Here is a 20,074-nt window from a genome sequence, read left to right as displayed (position 1 = left end):
ATAACCGGCTACTGAGACCACAACTGATGCCGTTACACTGGCGTTACATAATGTTTCAGTCCGGTAAGACGCTGCCATCATAGTGAGGGCAATGTTAATTAACTGTGAATGTAATCACAGATTGAAAACGGTTACATGCCTGAATCGCCTGAATTAGTGACGGACTCCACACTTTGCCGCTGCGCCACCGAATGACGCCGCACCAGCGTCGGCATAAAGATGTGGGTTGCCGTGTCATCAAGCAGCCCGGCCGCGCCCTGCAATGCCAGCTCAGTGGCAATTTTTGCCATAGAAATAATGGGATAGCGGACAGTAGTGAGTTGTGGATCGGTGTAACGTGAGATGGGAATGTCATCAAAACCAATGACAGAAAAATGCTGTGGCACCTGGATGCCGTTATCTTTCAGCGCAGTGAGTGCGCCCGCCGCCATACCGTCGTTATAGGCAAATACTGCACTGAGATTCAGATTTCGTCCGAGCAGTTCTACCATCGCGGCTTCGCCCCCCTGCATATCGGGTTCCGCGCTGGCAATCCAGCTCTCCTGAGGCCGGATGCCCTGCTCTGCCATTGCCTGCATCCAGCCGTCGCGACGCTGCGCCACATCCTCAATGGGATGACTGGAGCAGAGATAACCGATGCGGCTATGTCCCTGCTGTAACAGGGTGCGTGATGCCATCAGCGCCCCGGTAACGTTATCCAGGCTGACGCTGCGATGCTCAAAGCCGGGCACGATGCGATTAATGACGACCATGCCCGGTACATGCTGCATAAACTCCGCCAGCTCCGCATCCGGCAGGGTCTTGGCATGTACCACCAGGGCGCTGCAGCGCTGCCGGATCAGTACCTCAATCGCATGACGCTCTTTCTCTTCCTGATGCCAGGAGTTGCTGATCAATACATGCTTGTGAACGCGCTGCGCCACAGTGTCGACCGCTTTCACCAGCGCCCCGAAGAAGGGGTCGGAAACATCCATCACCACCACCCCAATGGTATCGCTGACCTGCGTCGCCAGCGCCTGGGCGTTGGCATTGGGGCGATAGCCCAGCGCTTCGACTGCCTGTAACACGGCGTCGCGGGTGTCAGAGGTGACGGCGCTGCTCTGGTTGAGGACGCGCGACACGGTCGCTACGGATACGCCAGCCTGACGGGCAACATCACGGATTGTTATCATGCAGCAGTTCCAGAAAGGAAAAATAGGGCATCACGCCGGGTTGTACACCGGCGCTATTTTGTCAGGGGGATACAACGTGCAGCGTGAATTACGTCACATCAATGAAAACGGTTACATACAATTATGTAACCTTTGTGATGGCGGTCATTATCCTGCGCGATCGGTGAGGTGTGATTTACCGGCAGAGAGCAGCGTCAGCCGCCGCCACAGCCACTCCAGCGGCCCCTGAGCAAAGAAATGTAACCAGATGAGTGAAAACAGAATGTTGATGAGCCAGATCAGCGGCACCATCAGCACCAGCTCCAGCCGGGTGAAGTGCATATAGAGGTCAACGCGATAAAAGAGCGTGGTGCAGAGAAGAGACTGCAGCAGATAGTTGGTCAGCGCCATGCGCCCTACGCACTGAATGGCATGGCTGATGCGCCAGCGCGCAATCTGCGGCCAGTAAGCCAGGCAGAGCGCAGCATAACCCAGGCTGATCAGCGGGCTGGCAAGGTCACGTGGCGTCTGCAGATAGAAACCACTCCAGCGAAACTCCCAGTGTAACAGCCACTGCGCGGCCACGCCGGCCACCGCAATCGAAAACCCGATGGTCAGTAGCCATGCCGCCGACTGGCGATAATGCTGTGTGGAAAACTGGCCGGTCAGCCAGCCGCTGCGCAGCAGCGCAGCGCCGATCATCATCAGTCCCGCCAGTTGCCAGCCATACTGCGCCGCCAGCGCCATCAGCCCGGAGGAGAGATGATCCAGCCGGTTCTGTACGGCTTCCCAGCCGCCGGTCAGTTTCCAGTACTGTTCATATTGCAGATCGGCGGCGCCTGGCAGCCAGGAGCGGGTGGGTTCAGGATCGGAGAGGGATCCAAACACCAGCAGCACGCCGCAGCCCACCAGATAGAGCAGAATACCGGTGTTCATCAGGCTGCGGGTAGAGGGAACGTCGCGCAACACCCGCCAGACCACCAGCCCGATCACACCGTAATCCAGCAGGATATCGCCCTCCCACAAAAAGAGCCCGTGCAGAAACCCGATCACCACCAGCAGAGAGAGTCTGGCCGTCAGCCAGCGGCCGCCGCGCGGCAGCTGCAGCTGCAGACCCGCGCCAAACAGCAGCGCGAACAGGGTGAGAAATTTGAGCTGGGCGAACGTATCAGAGAGCGCCCAGGTCCAGGCGTCACTCAGGCTGACACTCCCCTGCCAGGCGGGATTAAGGTAGGCGGCTGAGGGCAAGCCAAAGCCGACGATATTGAGCAGCAGAATGCCAAGAATGGCACAGCCACGAATGAAATCCAGCGCGTGATAGCGTTGCATGCGGCACCCTGCCCCAATGAGGCGGGCAGCGTTATGCGCCCGCCGTAAACTCAACTATGGCGCACCGCGCGCAAAAATTCCTGACGGGTATTCTGGCTGGATTTGAACAGACCACCCAGTGAGGTCGTGGTGGTGGCGCTGGTGGCATCTTTCACGCCACGCGCTTTCACACAGTAGTGCACTGCATCAATAGAAACGGCGACATTGTTAGTGCCGAGCAGCGTCTGCAGTGCGACCAGAACCTGCTGCGTCAGACGCTCCTGCACCTGCGGACGCTGGGCAAAGAACTGGACGATGCGGTTGATTTTCGACAGGCCAATCACCTTCTCTTTGGGAATGTAGGCGACGGTGGCTTTACCATCGATGATCACGAAGTGGTGTTCACAGGTGCTGGTCAGCGTGATGTCACGCACGGTCACCATTTCATCGACCTTCATCTTATTTTCGATAACGGTGATTTTGGGAAAGTTGGCATAGTCGAGGCCGGAAAAGACTTCATCCACATACATTTTGGCGATGCGGTGTGGCGTTTCCATCAGGCTGTCATCTTCCAGATCCAGATTCAGCAGCTGCATGATCTCCGTCATGTGCCCGGCAATCAGGCTTTTACGCGTTTCGTCATCAATGTCGCGCGTCGGTGCACGTAACGGCGTTTCCAGTCCTCGCGCCAGCAGCGCTTCATGGACCAGAGCAGCTTCCTGACTTAAGGTGCTCATCGTACTCTTCTCCGGCTGGTGTTGCGCCCGCACGCCTTTGCCTGCGGGCCCTGTAATCAGGCGCGTATTGTGAAACTTTCTTTGCGGGGAATCCAGCAATCAATCAGATTGGTGAAGAAAGCTTTTTAGCCGGCCCGTCGCCAGACCAGCAGTCCCGCCCCGATCAGGCTGCCCCCGGCGACCCACAAGGCAGGCTCCAGCCGATGCCACAACATGGCCGACATAAATGAGAGCAGCGGTCCCGCCAGTTGTCCTATGGCATAGCCGGTGGTCAGCAGACCCGCCATGTAGCGCAGATGGCTGGGTGCCAGCTCACGGGCGCAGAGCATAGAAAGCTGCACCACGCTGAGGAAGCCGCCACCCACCAGCAGCGCGCCAGCCAGCAGGCCGCTGAAGCCCGGCAGCAGCGCCGCGGCAAAGACGCCCAGCGCCTGCGCCCAGAGCACCAGCGCCAGCCGGACGTGACTGTGTCCCCAGCGCCGCGTCAGGATCCCCAGCCCGATACCGATCACCGCTGCGCCCCCGAAAACGGGCCAGACGAACTGAGCAAAGATGCCGTCAGGAAAGCGCGTAGCCGCCATCTGCGACAAAAAGGTCGCGGGCAGAATGTAGCCAAAGCCCGCCAGACTGTAACTTGCAACCAGACGTTTGAGATTGCGATCCAGCACCAGCGGCGCAGGCGCCTGATCGGGACGATGCAGTTCACCCTGACGCGGCAGATGCCGGGTGATGAGCACAATCAGCAGCAGCGCCAGCGCACCATAGGCGGCCCAGGCCACCCCGGCTGAGACCTGCAGCGATTGCAGCAGCACGCCCAGCAGACCGCTGATCAGAATGCCACAACCTGGTCCTGCAAACACTGCGGCCGAAAGGCCCGCCCGTCCGTGACGATGCAGTTGTTCATTACTCCACGCCGCCACCAGCACCATCGCCCAGCCGCTGGCCCAGCCAATCAGAAAGCGGATTGTGCCATGCAGCCACGGCCCGCTGGCGAACGCGGAAAGCAGGGTCAGGATCACCGCGCCCCACACACCTGCCTGCAGCCGCAGCTCGACCCGTCTGTGTGCCCGCATGGCATCAAACGAGCCACACAGGTAGCCCAGATAGTTGAACGCGGCGACCAGGCTGGCGCTGGTGAGCGTCAGCTGATGCGCCTGAATCATCAGCGGCACCTGGGGCGTAAAGGCAAAGCGGCCAATCCCCATTGCCACAAATAAGGTTAAAAACGCGCTGAGCGCGACGCGTAACGCCATTGCTGAACTCCTGCTGGTCTGCCCGGTGATCTCATCTGACTTGCTAACAGCATGCAGGATGACTAAACTCACGGAAAGTGAATATTATTAACCAACTTGTTTACAGGAAGAGAAGATATGGATCTGGTTCAGCTGCGTATGTTCTGTTCCGTCGCCGAAACGGGTTCACTGGCTCGCGCGGCAGAGCAGCTGCATCGTGTTCCCTCTAATCTCACCACGCGGCTGCGCCAGCTGGAAGAAGAATTAGGCGTGGATCTCTTTATTCGTGAGAAGCAGCGCATTCGCCTGTCGCCGATGGGCCATAATTTTCTCAACTATGCGCAGCGCATTCTGACACTGAGCGAAGAGGCGATGAGCATGACCCGCACCGGCAAACCGGCGGGCAACTTTGCGCTCGGCTCTATGGAGAGCACCGCGGCGACCCGTCTGCCCGGACTGCTCGCCGCCTATCACCAGCGTTTTCCGGCGGTGGCGCTGTCGCTGATCACCGGCACGTCGGGCGAAATCATCGATCGGGTGCGTGAAGGCACGCTGGCCGCCGCGCTGGTGGATGGCCCCGTTGCCCACGACGATCTGAATGGCTGCATCGCTTTTCGTGAGGAGATGGTGCTGATCACCGGGCTCGACCATGCGCCGATTACCACGGCGCGCGACGTTCAGGGCGACACCCTGTTCGCCTTCCGCAACAGCTGCTCCTACCGGGTCAAACTGGAGAGCTGGTATCGCGACAGCCAGACCGCGCCCGATAATGTGATGGAGATCCAGTCCTATCACGCCATGCTGGCCTGCGTAGCGGGCGGAGCCGGTGTCGCAATGATCCCGGCGTCGGTGCTGAAGCAGATGGCGGATCGGTCGCGCGTCCAGGCGCACACGCTGCCGCCCGCTTACCGCGATACGGCCACCTGGCTGATGTGGCGACGCGACGCCTTTACGCCTAATGTTGAGGCGCTGAAGTACCTGATTATCGAACAGTTTGACGATCGTCCGCTCAATGATGAGCTGATGCACCCGTTGCAGGCGGCGGAATAAGTGTTCCGCGCTATGTTTAAGAGTCTGGCCTATCCGGCCCTGAATCATCACGACCACCCGGCGCGCCTGCGCGCCACAATCTGACTGGAAGAGGGATTGCATGAACATGATCAAAACCCGTGCCGCTGTTGCCTGGGCTGCTGGCGAGCCACTGAAAATTGAGGAAGTGGACTTAATGCCGCCGCAGAAAGGCGAAGTGCTGGTGCGTATTGTCGCGACCGGCGTCTGCCATACCGATGCCTACACCCTCTCCGGCACCGATCCGGAAGGCGTTTTCCCGGCAATCCTTGGCCATGAGGGTGGCGGCATCGTAGAAGCCGTGGGCGAAGGCGTGACCAGCGTGGAAGTGGGGGACCATGTGATCCCGCTCTACACGCCAGAATGTGGTAAATGTAAGTTCTGCCTGTCGGGCAAAACCAACCTCTGCCAGGCTATCCGCGCCACCCAGGGCAAAGGGCTGATGCCGGATGGCACTACCCGCTTCTTTAAAGATGGCAAGCCGATTTTCCACTACATGGGCACCTCGACCTTCTCTGAGTACACCGTTATCCCGGAAATCGCACTGGCCAAAATCAGCAAAGAAGCGCCGCTGGAAGAGGTCTGCCTGCTGGGCTGCGGCGTCACCACCGGCATGGGCGCGGTGATGAATACGGCCAAAGTCAAAGAGGGTGACACCGTGGCGATCTTCGGTCTCGGCGGCATCGGTCTTTCCGCTGTGATCGGTGCGAAGATGGCGAAGGCGGGCCGCATCATCGCTATCGACCTCAACACCAGCAAATTCGATCTGGCGCGCAAGCTGGGTGCCACCGATCTGATCAACCCGAAAGATTACGATAAGCCGATTCAGGATGTCATTGTTGAGCTGACCGACGGCGGCGTGGACTTCTCGTTTGAATGTATCGGGAACGTCAACGTGATGCGCTCCGCGCTGGAGTGCTGCCATAAGGGCTGGGGCGAGTCCGTGATTATCGGCGTCGCCGGTGCCGGTGAGGAGATCGCCACCCGTCCTTTCCAGCTGGTGACCGGACGCGTCTGGCGCGGCTCCGCCTTTGGCGGCGTGAAAGGCCGTTCGCAGCTGCCGGGCATCGTGCAGGATTATCTCGACGGCAAATTTGCACTGAACGATTTCATCACCCACACCATGCCGCTGGAAGAGATTAATGACGCCTTTGATTTGATGCATGAAGGGAAATCGATTCGCTCGGTCGTGCATTTTAATAAGTAATCAGGAGGCGTTATGGCATCTACTCTGGAGCTACTGGAAGAACACCGTATCTTTGGCGGCTGGCAGCAGCGCTGGCGGCATCCGTCAGCGCTGCTGAACTGCCCGATGACCTTCAGCATCTATCTGCCCGATCCGCAGGGTGACGCGCCGCCGCCAGTGGTCTGGTTTCTGGCCGGGCTGACCTGCAACGATGAGAACTTCACCACCAAAGCGGGCGCGCAGCGGGTGGCAGCGGAACTGGGTCTGGTGCTGATTATGCCGGACACCAGCCCGCGCGGCGAAGAGGTCCCGAATGACGAGGCTTACGATCTGGGCCAGGGCGCGGGATTCTATCTCAACGCCACGCAGCAGCCCTGGGCCAGCCATTTCCGCATGTTCGATTATCTGAGCAGCGAGTTGCCCGCCCTGATTGCGGATAACTTCAAGGTCAGTGAACGTCAGTCGATTATGGGTCACTCTATGGGCGGCCACGGCGCGCTGATGCTGGCGCTGCGACTGGGCAACCGTTTTGCCTCGGCTTCCGCTTTTGCACCGATCGTTAATCCGATGCAGGTGCCCTGGGGGCAGAAAGCGTTTACGGCCTATCTGGGTGAGGATCGTGCGGCGTGGCGGGAGTATGACAGTTGCCAGCTGATGGCGGAGGTGTCGCACCGACTGCCGATGCTGATTGACCAGGGCGACAGCGATCAGTTCCTGGCCGACCAGCTGCAACCGGAGCGGTTAGACGCGGTTGCCCGCGACGTGGGTTTCCCGCTGACCCTGCGCATTCAGCCGGGTTATGACCATAGCTACTTCTTTATTGCCAGTTTCGTGGAAGATCACCTGCGCTTCCATGCCCAGCATCTGCTGGTATAGCTGACCATCAGGGCCGCCAATGCGGCCCTGAATATTTACCGGAGAGGCGAATTAACGTGACTGCCGCTCGTTTCCTCTCTTCAGCCGGGACGTCCCGTCCTGTCAGACCAGCGCCGGGCCGGTCAGCCCATCGATCATCACCTGCGGAATGCCGCGTGAGCAGTGTTCGATACGCCCATTAACCCCGTAGACCTTCGCCAGCGTGTCAGGCGTAATCACCTTATCCGGCTGCCCTTCCGCCACCAGCGCGCCCTGCTTCAGCATCAGGGCATGTTGCGCATGACGCAGCGCGATATTGATATCATGCACCACCACCACCGTGACGATGTTGCGCAGGGCCGTTTCGCGCCGCACTAAATCCATGACGTGAAACTGATAGTTGAGGTCCAGTGCGCTCAGCGGCTCATCCAGCAGCAGCAGCGCCGGGCGACGGATCAGCGACTGCGCCAGCCCGACCAGCTGCTTCTGGCCGCCAGAGAGCTGATCGAGATAGCGCATCGCCAGATGGGCGATGCCGAGCTGCTCCAGCAGATGCATGATTTCCGCTTCGCTACCGGCGCTGTGCAGTCCGCCCGAGGCGCGCTGCGCCACGATAATGGACTCCAGCACATGCAGATGGACACCCGCAGGCAGCGACTGCGGCAGATAGACGACGTTCTTTGCACGACGGGCAAACGGCTGAGTTATCAGATCCTCGCCGTTCAGCCACATCTCGCCCTGTCCTTTGTTCAGCCCCGCCAGCGCACGCAGCAGCGTCGATTTACCACAGCCATTCGGCCCCAGCAGCACCGTGATCTCGCCGCGCGGCAGCGGCGCGATATTCAGATTTTCAATGACTTTGTGTTTGGGATACCCGGCGCTGAAGCCGCGTAAGGTCAGACCCTGTTCCATCATACTGTCCCCCGATGACGCAGAATAATACTCAGGAAGAACGGTACGCCAATCAGTGAGGTGACGATGCCGACCGGGATGATCACGCCAGGGATCAGGTTTTTCGAGGCGACCGACGCCAGCGACAGCACCAGCGCGCCGACCAGCGCACTGGCAGGCAGATAGAAGCGGTGATCTTCACCAAACATCATGCGGGCGATGTGCGGGGCAACCAGGCCGATAAAGCCGATCGGCCCGACAAAGGCCACGGCCAGCGCGGAGAGGACGCTGATGCGCAGCAAGGTGGCCAGGCGCAGACGACGTACATCAATACCAAAGCTCACCGCTCGATCTTCGCCCAGACGCAGCGCCGTGAGTTTCCAGCTGCTCATCATCGAGAACGGCACCAGGATAACCAGCGCCAGGCTCAGCACGCCCAGCTTCTCCCAGGAGGCGCGTGCCAGGCTGCCCATGGTCCAGAAGACCAGACCTTGCAGGGTATCTTCGCTGGCGATGAACTGCATCATGGAGACCAGCGCGTTAAAGGTGAAGACCAGCGCAATGCCAAACAGCACCACACCCGCCGAGGAAACCTGCGTCCAGCGGGTGACGGCATCGAGCATCAGCGCGGCAAACAGCGCAAACACAAAGGCGTTGGCCGAGATTAACCACTGATCGGGAATGCCGGGGATCCCTATGCCAAGAATGATGGCCAGCGCCGCACCAAAGGCTGCCGCCGATGAAACGCCCAGGGTAAACGGACTCGCCAGCGGGTTATTGAGGATGGTCTGCATTTCCGCGCCCGCCAGGCCCAGTGACAGTCCCACCACCAGCGCCATCAGCGCATAGGGCAGACGAATATCCCAGACGATGACGCGGGTGCCGGCATCAACATTGTCAGGATTGAGCAGCGTATTCCACAGCGTTTCCAGCGAGAGCCCGGCGGGCCCCAGCGTGAAATCGAGAATCAGTGAAGCGACGATCGCCAGCAGCAGCACGCCAATCCAGACAAGGCGGCGGCGCAGCACCTGGTGATAGTTTTGCATGGTGTGGTGAAGCGTCTCTTCCCCCACCAGCAGCGAAGTTTCGGTAGTCATGTTTTAACCCTGTGTGGCTATCACGTCAGAAAACGCAGCCACAATAGTCCAGGTGATAATAATTATCAATTCGTTAGCGCAAGCGAGACGTGAAAAAACAGTAAAAAAGGGTGTTGTTATGGGCGGGAGAGTGGCAGATGGAACATCTGCTCAGGACGCACGGCGCTTTTGTAAATGCGAGGTTCAGCACGAACGCGGGCGACGACGCACCTCATCCGTGAGGTGCGTTGTCGCCGGGTTAACGCTTCAGGTTTTCCAAAAAACGCTGCCGGGTTTTTGTCCGGGCGGTGCGCTGCTTTGCTTCGGCGGTCTGCTCCCCTCGCCATAAGGTCTGGCGCAACCGCCACGCACGGTGTCAGGCATCTGACGGAACCGCGTTACGCTTTGTGAACCGGGAACGTCATCTCGCTGTACTTCACCAGACGGCTGCCGCGTACCAGCCTGTAGCCGAACCAGATGATCAGGAACAACGGAATGCCGATGTAGGTCGCCGCCACGCCGTACCAGTCGATGCTCTCGTTGAGAAACGCCTGATAGTTCTGACCCAGTGTAATGATCAAACAGAGCACGAAAGCGAAAATCGGCCCCAGCGGGAAGAAGCCGGAACGGTACGGCAGATCGTTCAGGTCATACCCCTGGGCGATATAGCCCCGGCGGAAACGATAGTGGCTGATGGCAATGCCCAGCCAGGCGATAAAGCCGGTCATGCCGGACGTATTCAGCAGCCACAGGTAGACCTCCTGATTCCCGAACTTTGAGGTCAGGAAACAGAGGCCTGCCACGACGGTAGTCGCCCAGAGTGCATTGCGCGGCACGCCGCCCTTTGAGAGCTTCGCGAAAATGCGCGGCGCTTTGCCTTCGCAGGCCAGGTTGTACAGCATGCGCGTTGAGGCGTACATGCCGGAGTTACCCGCCGACAGCACCGCCGTCAGGATCACCGCATTCATCACCGCCGCCGCGGAGAGCAGACCGGCATTGCGGAAGACCAGCGTGAACGGGCTGACGCTGATATCGTTGATATCGTTATGCAGCAGCTGTGGGTCGGTGTAAGGCAGAATCAGGCTGATGATCAGAATAGCGAAGACATAGAACAGCAGGATACGCCAGAAAACCTGGCGGACCGCGCGCGGAATGTTTTTCGCCGGATCTTCAGATTCGCCCGCCGCGATACCGATCAGTTCGGTGCCCTGGAAGGAGAATCCGACAATCATCGCCACGCCAATCATTGCGGCAAAGCCCCCCGCAAACGGCGCATCCCCGACCTGCCAGTTATGCCAGCCCGCGTGCTCCGCGCCGCGCATAATGCCGGTAATCATCAGCACGCCAACCACGATAAAGATAATCACGGTCGCCACTTTGATCAGCGAGAACCAGTATTCCGCCTCGCCAAAGCCTTTTACCGAGATGTAGTTGAGCAGGAACATCAGTCCCAGGAACAGTGCGCTCCAGATCCAGCCGGGCGTGTCGGGAAACCAGTAGTTCATCACCAGCTGTGAGGCCACCAGGTCAACCGCGATGGTCACCGCCCAGTTGTACCAGTAGTTCCAGCCGAGCGCGAAACCAAAGCCCTCTTCAACATATTTTGCGCCATAAGTGGCGAAGGAGCCTGACACGGGCATAAAGGCGGCCAGTTCGCCCAGGCTGGTCATCAGGAAGTAGACCATCAGACCGATCAGGATATAGGAGAGAAGTGCCCCGCCGGGTCCGGCCTGGGCAATGGTGGCACCGGAAGCCACAAACAGGCCGGTACCGATGGAGCCGCCGATGGCAATCATCGTCAGATGACGGGCTTTTAACGCACGTCGTAATGCAGGTTGTTGTGTTGTTTTTGAGTCATTATGCATGTGTTAACGCTACGCTGGGTAAAAATGAGGCGCGATTGTAGCAGCCAGACCGCCTCTGTATAGCGATGCCATGCTGTTATTAGTTAAGTTCATGATCGCGCCCGGATTATTAGCAGTCACTCACGGCAGTAGGAGAGAAAGCGGGTCAGGGCTTTTGAAATATGCTTCTGCCGGTGATGAATACGATAGAGCGTGCGGGTCAGCCGCGGCAGCGGGATCGCCAGTTCGGTCAGTGTGCCTGCCTCCAGCAGATCGGCTATCACCCGGCGTGACAGGCAGCTGATCCCCATGCCGTGACGCACCGCATGTTTGATGGCTTCGGAATTGCCCAGCTCCATCCCCAGCTGAAAGCTGGGCAGATGTGACAGCAGCAGGTAATCAACGATCTCCCGGGTGCCGGAGCCGCGTTCGCGCAGGATCCACGGTGCCTCCGCCAGGGTTTTCAGCGTCACCGGCTGCTGCAGAATCGGCGCATCGGGCGCGGCAAACACCACCAGCTCATCCTCCAGCCAGGGTTCGCTGACCAGCTCAGTCATGTGGCACGGTCCTTCAATCAGTCCCACATCGACGCGGAAATCGGACACCGCCTGAATCACATCCTGACTGTTGCCGACGCTCAGCTCCAGCGGCAGGCCGGGAAAATCGCGGCGGTAGGCCGCCATCATCCCGGGCAGCAGATAGTTACCGATGGTGCTGCTGGCAAAAATGCGGATTGCGCCGTTGTCCTCTTTAAACAGCTGCTCGATCTCGCCCGCCTGTTCCAGCAGCCCTACCGCACGCGGATAGAGCAGCCGTCCATGTTCATTCAGCACCAGCCGTTTGCCGACCCGGTCAAACAGCTGCACCCCGAGCTGACTCTCCAGATCGGCCAGCGCCGCACTGACCGCCGACTGCGACAGAGCCAGTAGCTGAGACGCCTGGGTAGTGGAACCACTCTTAAGCACTTCGGTAAACACTTCAATCTGTCGCAGCGTAATGTGCATCGTTGCCTCTTAACTCAGTGATTGCCTGATGAGCCAGACGATCAGCGCCAGCCAGATCAGTCCAATGACCACCAGCCAGCCGGCGATCTTTTTGCCGCGGCTGCGCTGCGCATCTGCCCGATCGAGGCTGCTCTGGCGCACCTCTTTCGGCAGTAACCGCAGCAGCAGCATGACGCCAGTCGGGATGATGACTGCGTCATCCAGCAGTCCCACAAAGGGGATCACATCCGGAATAAGATCGATCGGGCTGATGCCGTACGCGACCAGCCCCAGCATCCCCAGCTTGTTCCACCAGGGCGTGCGCGGATCGCGGAAGGCGAACCCCAGCACCAACACATCGCGTTTGACCAGCGTCGCCCAGCGGCGCAGACGTGACACTATCATGACAGCAGCCTTATCGTTAATTCTGGTTAATTATAAATATATTATCAATTTCACTTTTAAGCTACTCGCCTTCATGATCATAACTCAACCAGGAGGAGTGACCACCATGACTGAACTGAGCATCGCTAAACCGCACCACCCCCTTTCGCTCTGGTTCCCTGGCCTGCTGCTGACCGCCGCCATTGCCGCAGCGGCCAGCTGGCTGGCGCAGCAGCCCCTGATCGCCTCGCTGGGGCTGGGCTCGCTGACCCTGGCGATTATGCTGGGCATCGTGGCCGGCAACAGCGTCTATCCCCTGCTGGCCTCCCGCTGCGACAGCGGCGTGATACTGGCGAAACAGAAGCTGCTGCGGCTGGGTATTATCCTGTTTGGCTTTCGTATCACTTTACAACAGATTGCGGATGTCGGTTTCAGTGGCATCCTGATCGATGCGCTGACGCTAACCAGTACGTTCTTTGTGACCTGCCTGCTGGGTATCCGGCTGCTGAAGCTGGATCGCGATACCGTCTGGCTGATTGGCGCGGGCAGCAGTATTTGCGGTGCCGCAGCCGTACTGGCGACCGAACCGGTAGTGAAAGCCGCGCCGTCGAAAGTCGCGGTGGCGATCGCGACCGTCGTACTGTTCGGCACCCTGGCGATCTTCGTCTATCCGCTGCTGTGGCCGCTGGCTCATCATCTCTTTCCAGGACTGAGTGCGGCCCGGTTCGGGGTCTTCACCGGCTCCACCATTCATGAAGTGGCGCAGGTGGTGGCCGCCGGGCACAGTATCAGCCCGGAGGCGGAAAACAGCGCGGTGATCGCGAAAATGCTGCGGGTGATGATGCTGGCCCCCTTCCTGCTCTGCCTGAGTGCGGTTATGCGCGGCAAACGCCACGCAGGCAACGCCCGTCAGCCGGTCACCTTTCCGTGGTTCGCGCTGCTGTTTATTGCCGTGGCCCTGTTTAACTCACTCCAGCTGCTACCCGCGGCGTTGGTGACCACGCTGAATCAGCTTGCCGGGCTGCTGCTGGCGATGGCGATGGCCGCGCTGGGACTGACTACCCGTTTCGGGTCACTGCGCGAGGCGGGTGTCAGGCCGCTGCTGCTGGGCGCGCTGGTCTTTGGCTGGTTAATTGCGGGCGGCGGCACCATCAATCTGCTGGTGCAACATTTCCTGGGCTGACGCCATCAGGTATCATGCCGTTTCATTCGTGCATAGCCCCAGGAGAAAGGCATGAAATATATCGGCGCACATGTGAGTGCCGCAGGGGGCGTGGATCAGGCCGTGATCCGTGCCCATGAACTGGAAGCCACCGCCTTCGCCCTCTTTACTAAAAATCAGCGTCAGTGGAAGGCCGCCCCGCTCTCTACAGAGATGATTGATGCTTTTCGCACCGCCTGCGAGACCTATAAATTCAGTCCGCAGCAAATCCTGCCGCACGACAGTTTTCTGATTAACCTCGGTCATCCGGTTGAGGAGGCGCTGGAGAAGTCCCGTGCGGCTTTTATCGACGAACTGCGCCGGGCCGACCAGCTGGGACTGACGCTGCTGAACTTCCATCCCGGCAGCCATCTGCATCAGATCGAGGAAGAAGCCTGCCTGAAGCGGATTGCCGAGTCGATTAACGTCGCGCTTGACCAGACGCAGAACGTGACTGCTGTGATTGAAAACACCGCAGGCCAGGGCAGCAACCTGGGCTTTCGCTTCGAGCACCTCGCGACCATCATTGAGCACGTCGAAGATAAGTCGCGCGTCGGGGTCTGCATTGACACCTGCCATGCGTTTGCCGGCGGTTATGACCTGCGCACCGAAGCCGACTGTGAAGCGACCTTCAGCGAGTTTGCGCGCGTCGTGGGCTTCGACTATCTGCGCGGTATGCACCTCAACGATGCCAAAAGTGCGTTTGACAGCCGCGTTGATCGCCACCACAGCCTGGGTGAAGGCAACATTGGCCGGACGGTGTTCAGCTGGCTGATGAAAGATCCCCGGTTTGACGGGATCCCGCTGATTCTGGAAACCATCAATCCTGATATCTGGAAAGATGAGATTGCCTGGCTGAAAGCTGAGCAGCAGGGATAATAAAAGGGAGCCTGAAGGCTCCCTTTTTGCTGGCATCGCCTGCGGCTTCAAAGAATCTGTGCCCTGCCATCCCTGCTCCCTAATACTCTGCCTGCGCCCTCTGCAAAAACAAACAGGGAGCCATCCGGCTCCCTGTTATATTCACTTCCGCAGTGTTAATCAGGCTTTCGCCAGCTGCTCTTCCGGACGTTTCAGAACCGCATAGCTCAGACCGGCAATCGCGGTGCCGATGACAATCGCCATCAGATAACCCACGACCGGCGTAATCGCGCCTGGGATCAGCAGAACAAAGAGTCCGCCGTGTGGGGCCATCAGTTTGGCACCAATCGCCATTGAGATAGCACCGGTCACTGCGCCACCAATGATACAGCATGGCAGCACGCGCATCGGGTCACGGGCAGCAAACGGAATCGCACCTTCAGAGATAAAGCAGAGACCCAGAACCAGTGCCGCTTTACCCCCTTCCTGCTGACCTTTGTTGAATTTACGACGCGCAACCAGCGTTGCCAGCCCCATCGCCAGCGGCGGTACCATACCGGCTGCCATGATGGCGGCCATCGGTGCATAGGTCTGCGAACTCAGTAAGCCGACACCAAACGCGTAGGCCACCTTGTTCACCGGGCCACCCATGTCGGTACACATCATGCCGCCCAGAATCGCACCCAGCAGGACCGCATTCGCCGTACCCATGTTTGCCAGCCAGTGCGTCAGGCCGTTCATAATGCCCGCTACCGGTTTACCGACCACATAGATCATCAGCAGGCCGGTGATCAGGCTGGCGAACAGCGGAATAATCAGTATCGGTTTCAGCGCTTCCATACTCTGCGGCAGTTTCACTTTGCCGCTGATCAGCTTCGCCGCATAACCGGCAATGAAGCCCGCGATAATCCCGCCCAGGAAGCCTGCGTTGATGCTGGTGGCGATCATACCGCCAATCAGACCCGGCGTCAGACCCGGACGGTCAGCGATGGAGAAAGCGATAAAGCCCGCCAGCACCGGTACCATCAGGGCAAAGGCGCTGCCACCACCGATCTGCATCAGCGCGGCTGCCAGCGTGCCCGGCTCTTTAAAAGCGGTGATACCAAAGGCGAACGACAGGGCGATACTCAGACCACCCGCCACCACCATCGGCAGCATGTAAGAAACCCCGGTCAGCAGGTGACGATAGGCACCCGCGCCGCCCTGCTTCTTATCCTCTTCACTGTTTGCTGTGCTCTGACCGCTGGCAGCGACTTTATAAGGCTTCGCTTCTGCGACCGCTTTATCCAGCTCCTGTGCAGTTTTCTTCAGCGCCAGTCCGGTGGAGGTACGGTACATCGGCTTACCGGCAAATTTTGCCAGATCCACTTCGATATCCGCTGCCACGATCACCAGATCGGCCGCCGCCACTTCTTCTGGCGTGATAGCGTTACCGGCACCCACGGAACCGCGGGTTTCAACCTTGACCCACCAGCCGCGACGGGTCGCTTCGGCCTGGATCGCCTCGGCCGCCATAAAGGTATGCGCGACGCCGGTCGGACAGGCCGTCACGGCAACCACACGTTTCGGTGCCCCCGCCTGCGCCGGGGTTGCGGCTGACGCTGCCGCAGGTGTTACCGCCGCAGCCGGCGCCTGCCAGGCTCTGGCTTCCGCCTTCGCCCGGTTCAGGAAGTTTTCCGGCTCGCGGACCGCCAGCTGGAGATCGCCCAGCCAGACCAGCTTGCCGTTCAGCGCCGCATCGTCCGGCACCTTGTTGCCCAGCACAATCGCCAGTTCTGCGTCGGCAGGATTTTCAGTCAGGGTCAGGCCCGCCGCCGCTGCAGCGGCAGCCAGACGTTGTTGCGCCATAAAGGCGGAAGCCAGTCCCAGTGTAGGGTCTTTAATCAGCAGCGTTTTCATTATCGCTCTCCTGCTGTCAGTTAACGGGTTGTAAGTCGACACGCGCCATCATCGCGGCCAACTGAGTACGATCGGACACACCAACGTTGCTCTGGCTGACGGCCATGGCCGCCACCGCCGTCGCAAGACGCAGCGTGTGCTCGCTGGATTCACGCATCAGCAGGCCATAGATCAGCCCGCCCACCATTGAGTCACCTGCACCGACGGTGCTGACGACGTCACACACCGGCGGTTTCGCAATCCACTCGCCTGATGCGTTGACCCACAGCGCGCCTTCTGCGCCCAGCGAGATCACCACATGGGCGATGCCCTGCTCACGCAGCTCGTGCGCCGCGCCAATCACATCCTGCAACGTGGGCAGCTTACGACCGGCCCAGATCTCCAGCTCACGGCGGTTAGGTTTCACCAGCCACGGCGCGGCTTTCAGACCCGCCACCAGCGCCTCGCGGCTGCTGTCGAAGATGATGCAGGGGCAGTGGGTACGCAGTTCGGTCATCCAGCGGGTAAAAGCCTCGTGATCCACACCTTCTGGCAGGCTGCCGCTGACGCAGACCATATCGTACTGGCCCAGCCAGGTCAGTGAATCGCTGGTAAAACGATCCCAGTCCTGCGCCGTGACCTGAAAACCGGAGAAATTCAGATCGGTCACATCACCGGTCTGTTCGGTCAGTTTGACGTTGATACGGGTCCGGCCAGGGACGACCTGGAAACGGTTGGCAATACCCAGCTCGCTGAAGAGCTGCTGAAAGCCATCCTGATTCTCTTTTCCCAGGAAGCCACCGACGGTGACATCAATACCCAGATCTTTCAGGACTCTGGCGACGTTGATCCCCTTGCCCGCCGCGTGCAGTCCGGTGGTTTTCACCAGATTGACTTCGCCACGTTCAATTTCAGGGGTATATCCCACCAGGTCATACGCCGGATTCAGCGTAATGGTGGCGACACGTCTGCTCATGCTGCCCCCTCACCCAGACCGCTAGTGATCGCTTCTTCAATCGCGTTCAGCGCCTGCTGGGCATCTTCACCGCTGGCAGTAAAGCGCAGGCGGTGGCCTTTCTTCACGCCCAGCGCCACCACTTTCATCAGGCTGCGACCGTTGGCCGGCTTACCGCTGCCGTCGAGATTCGTCACGGTGATGTCACTGTTGAACTGCTTGATCACACTAACCAGCGCCGTGCCCGGACGGGCATGCAGGCCATGTTCGTTGCGGATGGTAAATTCGGCGGTCAGGACTTCAGCCTGCTCATCGACTTCACTGGTCAGCAGGGCGTAAACACCCGCCGCATCAGCTTTCAGCAGACGGTCAGCTTTGCCCTGCTGCAGCAATGCGCTCAGATAACCCAGCACTTCGAGTGGACGTTCATCGGTGGCTGACACGCTGATGAGCATCGACGCCGGTTCGCCCTGATGTTCAAAGGCGTGTTCGGTTCGGCTGACGGCCACGCCGCTGCGCAGATTGCCCAGGCTGCTGTCGCTGAGCCAGATGCCCTGCCCCAGGCTCAGCGGCGGGGTTGAGACGACATCGGCGACGTAGCTGGCATCAACCACGCCTGCGGATTGCAGTCTGCCGGCGTTCATCGCCTGCAGGGTAATGAGATCGCTGGCGGCGACGTTAAGCGTGACCAGTGAGGTGTCGAAGCTGAATTCGGCGGCCTGTTTTTCACCCATCAGCAGCGCACGTAGATCTTCAGCAGAGGCGGTTTTGAGCTGTTCAGCAATGGTGTCATCGCTGAGCACATGGGTCAGCTGACGCAGCAGCGCCAGATGTTCATCCGATTTTGCGGCAATCCCGATAGCGACATAGGCGGTCTGATCCTCTCCCCAGGCAATGCCCTGCGGAAACTGAAACACCTGAACACCGGTTTTCAGCACCAGATCGCGGGTGTCGGTGGTGCCGTGCGGGATGGCGATGCCGTTGCCAAGAAAGGTTGAGGTCTGCTGTTCGCGCGCCAGCATGCCGTTGACATAGTCTTCAGCCACATTGCCCGCCGCGGTTAACGCAGCAGCAACCTGACGAATGGCCTCTTCTTTGTTCTGGGCGCTGGCTCCGGTATGGATGGCCTGCAATTCGAGCTGGAACATAATTCTCCTCGCTTGCTGAGATTGAATCGTTTCAGCTAACAGACAGATTTCAGCACCATGCCGCCGGTGCCTGCTGACGTCGTCAACGCTGAAACGTTTCAGGAATTGTGATGCAGCGGCTTTCGCCAGGCAAGTAAATGCGTAAACGGCGTAACAGATTTTTGACATTACGCACATTTCGGGGGCAGGAAGCGGACCAGCGGAGAGTCTGGCTGACGCTGTTGCTGTCACGCCCGGCGGAGCGGACAAAACGGCGTCAGCTACATCAGCTTTTCAGGGCGCAGTGTCAGCTTCAAGTTTCAGCAGATAAGTCATCGCCTGCTGGCGCGACTGGCCACACATGCTGAATGAGGGTTGCAGACCAGCGCAGACGGCAGGCCGCAGCGGCGAACCAAACAGTTTGCAGCGAAGATCGTCGTCCAGCTGAACGCAGGGCGTGTTGGCGGGCTTGCCGTCAGGCATACCGGGGATAGGCGACGAAATAGAGGGTGCTGTGCAGCAGGCACCGCATTGGCTTCGGCATTGCATGCTGTGCTCCGGCAGAAAAAGAGGCGCTGACAATAGCAGTCCGGAACGGCAATTACCATGAAAGCCACGGCCTGACACAAAATTTCGCACCCGCGATATTGCCAGTTTTCCCTGGCACGAGTAACGTTGCGCGCACTTCACTCTCATGATAGCGAGAACAGCAATGCCAAAAGCCAATGAAATTAAAAAAGGGATGGCCGTCACGCACAACGGCAAACTGCTGCTGGTTAAAGATATTGATGTCCAGAGTCCCAGCGCACGCGGTGCGGCGACGCTCTACAAAATGCGCTTTACCGATGTCCGCACCGGTTTAAAAGTGGAAGAGCGCTTTAAGGGCGACGAGATTATCGATGCGATTTCGCTCAGCCGTCGCAGCGTCACCTTCTCTTATATAGATGGTGACGAATATATCTTCATGGATGATGAGGATTACACGCCCTACTCCTTTAAGCAGGATCAGATCGAAGAGGAGCTGCTGTTTATCCCTGAAGGTGGTATCCCCGGCATTCATGTGCTGACGATGGATGGCCAGGTGCTGGCACTGGAACTGCCACAGACAGTGGATATGGAAATTGTTGATACCTCGCCTGGTATCAAAGGCGCTTCCGCCAGCGCCCGCACCAAACCCGCCGTGATGAGTACCGGTCTTTCTATTCAGGTGCCGGAATACCTCAGCAACGGCGATCGCATCCGTATTCACATCGCTGAACGCCGCTACATGGGTCGTGCTGATTAATCCGTCACGGGTGCGGGCGCAAAAGTGTTATAATATAACATTAATGAGCAATTTC

Annotated in this window: 19 protein-coding genes; 6 read left to right on the top strand and 13 right to left on the bottom strand. The window is 59.1% G+C overall.

The features are described 5' to 3' along the window. Positions 1-131: 131 nt before the first annotated feature. The 4 genes from galS to RT657_RS09295 form a co-directional block, all read right to left on the bottom strand. A complete protein-coding gene (gene galS, locus RT657_RS09310; protein WP_313653990.1) occupies positions 132-1,172 on the bottom strand; it encodes an HTH-type transcriptional regulator GalS in 1,041 nt (346 codons plus the stop codon). Positions 1,173-1,319: 147 nt separating this feature from the next. Continuing rightward, positions 1,320-2,480: a DUF418 domain-containing protein YeiB gene (gene yeiB, locus RT657_RS09305; RefSeq protein WP_313653988.1), complete on the bottom strand. Its 1,161-nt coding sequence runs from the start codon at positions 2,478-2,480 to the stop codon at positions 1,320-1,322. Positions 2,481-2,530: 50 nt separating this feature from the next. Continuing rightward, positions 2,531-3,196, bottom strand: coding sequence for a GTP cyclohydrolase I FolE (gene folE / locus RT657_RS09300; RefSeq protein ID WP_061062924.1), 666 nt, complete (start codon positions 3,194-3,196; stop codon positions 2,531-2,533). A gap of 125 nt (positions 3,197-3,321) precedes the next feature. After that, the gene (locus RT657_RS09295) at positions 3,322-4,449 is read right to left on the bottom strand and encodes a YbfB/YjiJ family MFS transporter (RefSeq protein ID WP_313653986.1); all 1,128 of its coding nucleotides are present in this window, start codon (positions 4,447-4,449) and stop codon (positions 3,322-3,324) included. Positions 4,450-4,566: 117 nt separating this feature from the next. On the opposite strand from RT657_RS09295, the gene ptrR reads away from it, so the two are divergent. From ptrR to fghA, 3 genes are all read left to right on the top strand, one after another. After that, entirely contained in the window at positions 4,567-5,478 is a 912-nt protein-coding gene (gene ptrR / locus RT657_RS09290; protein WP_140917204.1) for a putrescine utilization regulator PtrR, read from the top strand. A 100-nt stretch (positions 5,479-5,578) separates the two neighbouring features. After that, positions 5,579-6,703 carry an S-(hydroxymethyl)glutathione dehydrogenase/class III alcohol dehydrogenase gene (locus RT657_RS09285; RefSeq protein WP_313653984.1) on the top strand — a complete coding sequence of 375 codons (1,125 nt, stop codon included), beginning with the start codon at positions 5,579-5,581 and terminating at the stop codon, positions 6,701-6,703. A gap of 12 nt (positions 6,704-6,715) precedes the next feature. Continuing rightward, a complete protein-coding gene (gene fghA, locus RT657_RS09280; protein WP_313653982.1) occupies positions 6,716-7,558 on the top strand; it encodes an S-formylglutathione hydrolase in 843 nt (280 codons plus the stop codon). Between the two features lie 102 nt (positions 7,559-7,660). Here the strand turns inward: fghA and RT657_RS09275 are convergent, their stop codons facing one another. The 5 genes from RT657_RS09275 to RT657_RS09255 form a co-directional block, all read right to left on the bottom strand. Next, positions 7,661-8,449: an ABC transporter ATP-binding protein gene (locus RT657_RS09275; protein WP_313654164.1), complete on the bottom strand. Its 789-nt coding sequence runs from the start codon at positions 8,447-8,449 to the stop codon at positions 7,661-7,663. Then, positions 8,449-9,525, bottom strand: coding sequence for an iron ABC transporter permease (locus tag RT657_RS09270; RefSeq protein WP_313653980.1), 1,077 nt, complete (start codon positions 9,523-9,525; stop codon positions 8,449-8,451). The genes RT657_RS09275 and RT657_RS09270 overlap by 1 nt, the downstream gene beginning before the upstream one ends. Before the next feature lie 377 nt (positions 9,526-9,902). After that, positions 9,903-11,369, bottom strand: a complete 1,467-nt coding sequence (locus RT657_RS09265) for an amino acid permease (protein ID WP_313653978.1) — start codon at positions 11,367-11,369, stop codon at positions 9,903-9,905. A gap of 116 nt (positions 11,370-11,485) precedes the next feature. Continuing rightward, the gene (gene yieE / locus RT657_RS09260; protein ID WP_128086512.1) at positions 11,486-12,352 is read right to left on the bottom strand and encodes a DNA-binding transcriptional regulator YeiE; all 867 of its coding nucleotides are present in this window, start codon (positions 12,350-12,352) and stop codon (positions 11,486-11,488) included. A gap of 9 nt (positions 12,353-12,361) precedes the next feature. Continuing rightward, positions 12,362-12,736, bottom strand: a complete 375-nt coding sequence (locus RT657_RS09255) for a YkvA family protein (RefSeq protein WP_313653977.1) — start codon at positions 12,734-12,736, stop codon at positions 12,362-12,364. 106 nt (positions 12,737-12,842) lie between these two features. On the opposite strand from RT657_RS09255, the gene RT657_RS09250 reads away from it, so the two are divergent. Then, a complete protein-coding gene (locus tag RT657_RS09250; protein WP_313653976.1) occupies positions 12,843-13,898 on the top strand; it encodes a YeiH family putative sulfate export transporter in 1,056 nt (351 codons plus the stop codon). A 51-nt stretch (positions 13,899-13,949) separates the two neighbouring features. Next, a complete protein-coding gene (gene nfo, locus RT657_RS09245; RefSeq protein WP_313653974.1) occupies positions 13,950-14,795 on the top strand; it encodes a deoxyribonuclease IV in 846 nt (281 codons plus the stop codon). 159 nt (positions 14,796-14,954) lie between these two features. Here the strand turns inward: nfo and fruA are convergent, their stop codons facing one another. The 4 genes from fruA to RT657_RS09225 all read right to left on the bottom strand — a co-directional run bounded on the left by fruA (position 14,955) and on the right by RT657_RS09225 (position 19,283). After that, positions 14,955-16,673, bottom strand: coding sequence for a PTS fructose transporter subunit IIBC (gene fruA, locus RT657_RS09240; protein WP_313653972.1), 1,719 nt, complete (start codon positions 16,671-16,673; stop codon positions 14,955-14,957). A 16-nt stretch (positions 16,674-16,689) separates the two neighbouring features. Next, positions 16,690-17,628, bottom strand: a complete 939-nt coding sequence (fruK, locus tag RT657_RS09235) for a 1-phosphofructokinase (RefSeq protein WP_313653971.1) — start codon at positions 17,626-17,628, stop codon at positions 16,690-16,692. Next, complete coding sequence (fruB, locus tag RT657_RS09230) at positions 17,625-18,755, bottom strand: fused PTS fructose transporter subunit IIA/HPr protein (protein ID WP_313653970.1); 1,131 nt, start codon at positions 18,753-18,755, stop codon at positions 17,625-17,627. The genes fruK and fruB overlap by 4 nt, the downstream gene beginning before the upstream one ends. A 273-nt stretch (positions 18,756-19,028) precedes the next feature. Further along, on the bottom strand, positions 19,029-19,283 hold the full coding sequence (locus tag RT657_RS09225; RefSeq protein ID WP_313653969.1) for a YkgJ family cysteine cluster protein: 255 nt from the start codon (positions 19,281-19,283) through the stop codon (positions 19,029-19,031). 163 nt (positions 19,284-19,446) lie between these two features. Here RT657_RS09225 and yeiP point away from each other — a divergent pair, with 163 nt between their 5' ends. After that, positions 19,447-20,019: an elongation factor P-like protein YeiP gene (yeiP, locus tag RT657_RS09220; RefSeq protein ID WP_313653967.1), complete on the top strand. Its 573-nt coding sequence runs from the start codon at positions 19,447-19,449 to the stop codon at positions 20,017-20,019. Positions 20,020-20,074: the final 55 nt, after the last annotated feature.

Source organism: Pantoea sp. (assembly GCF_032114055.1).
Taxonomy (GTDB): domain Bacteria; phylum Pseudomonadota; class Gammaproteobacteria; order Enterobacterales; family Enterobacteriaceae; genus Pantoea.
Note: the sequence above shows the minus strand (reverse complement) of the source record. Positions and strands in the feature narration are given on the sequence as shown.

Bases quoted from the DNA above. Each gene is read 5' to 3' on its own strand.
- galS (WP_313653990.1), bottom strand. From the start codon at position 1,172: ATGATAACAATCCGTGATGTTGCCCGTCAGGCTGGCGTATCCGTAGCG.
- yeiB (WP_313653988.1), bottom strand. From the start codon at position 2,480: ATGCAACGCTATCACGCGCTGGATTTCATTCGTGGCTGTGCCATTCTT.
- folE (WP_061062924.1), bottom strand. From the start codon at position 3,196: ATGAGCACCTTAAGTCAGGAAGCTGCTCTGGTCCATGAAGCGCTGCTG.
- RT657_RS09295 (WP_313653986.1), bottom strand. From the start codon at position 4,449: ATGGCGTTACGCGTCGCGCTCAGCGCGTTTTTAACCTTATTTGTGGCA.
- ptrR (WP_140917204.1), top strand. From the start codon at position 4,567: ATGGATCTGGTTCAGCTGCGTATGTTCTGTTCCGTCGCCGAAACGGGT.
- RT657_RS09285 (WP_313653984.1), top strand. From the start codon at position 5,579: ATGAACATGATCAAAACCCGTGCCGCTGTTGCCTGGGCTGCTGGCGAG.
- fghA (WP_313653982.1), top strand. From the start codon at position 6,716: ATGGCATCTACTCTGGAGCTACTGGAAGAACACCGTATCTTTGGCGGC.
- RT657_RS09275 (WP_313654164.1), bottom strand. From the start codon at position 8,449: ATGGAACAGGGTCTGACCTTACGCGGCTTCAGCGCCGGGTATCCCAAA.
- RT657_RS09270 (WP_313653980.1), bottom strand. From the start codon at position 9,525: ATGACTACCGAAACTTCGCTGCTGGTGGGGGAAGAGACGCTTCACCAC.
- RT657_RS09265 (WP_313653978.1), bottom strand. From the start codon at position 11,369: ATGCATAATGACTCAAAAACAACACAACAACCTGCATTACGACGTGCG.
- yieE (WP_128086512.1), bottom strand. From the start codon at position 12,352: ATGCACATTACGCTGCGACAGATTGAAGTGTTTACCGAAGTGCTTAAG.
- RT657_RS09255 (WP_313653977.1), bottom strand. From the start codon at position 12,736: ATGATAGTGTCACGTCTGCGCCGCTGGGCGACGCTGGTCAAACGCGAT.
- RT657_RS09250 (WP_313653976.1), top strand. From the start codon at position 12,843: ATGACTGAACTGAGCATCGCTAAACCGCACCACCCCCTTTCGCTCTGG.
- nfo (WP_313653974.1), top strand. From the start codon at position 13,950: ATGAAATATATCGGCGCACATGTGAGTGCCGCAGGGGGCGTGGATCAG.
- fruA (WP_313653972.1), bottom strand. From the start codon at position 16,673: ATGAAAACGCTGCTGATTAAAGACCCTACACTGGGACTGGCTTCCGCC.
- fruK (WP_313653971.1), bottom strand. From the start codon at position 17,628: ATGAGCAGACGTGTCGCCACCATTACGCTGAATCCGGCGTATGACCTG.
- fruB (WP_313653970.1), bottom strand. From the start codon at position 18,755: ATGTTCCAGCTCGAATTGCAGGCCATCCATACCGGAGCCAGCGCCCAG.
- RT657_RS09225 (WP_313653969.1), bottom strand. From the start codon at position 19,283: ATGCAATGCCGAAGCCAATGCGGTGCCTGCTGCACAGCACCCTCTATT.
- yeiP (WP_313653967.1), top strand. From the start codon at position 19,447: ATGCCAAAAGCCAATGAAATTAAAAAAGGGATGGCCGTCACGCACAAC.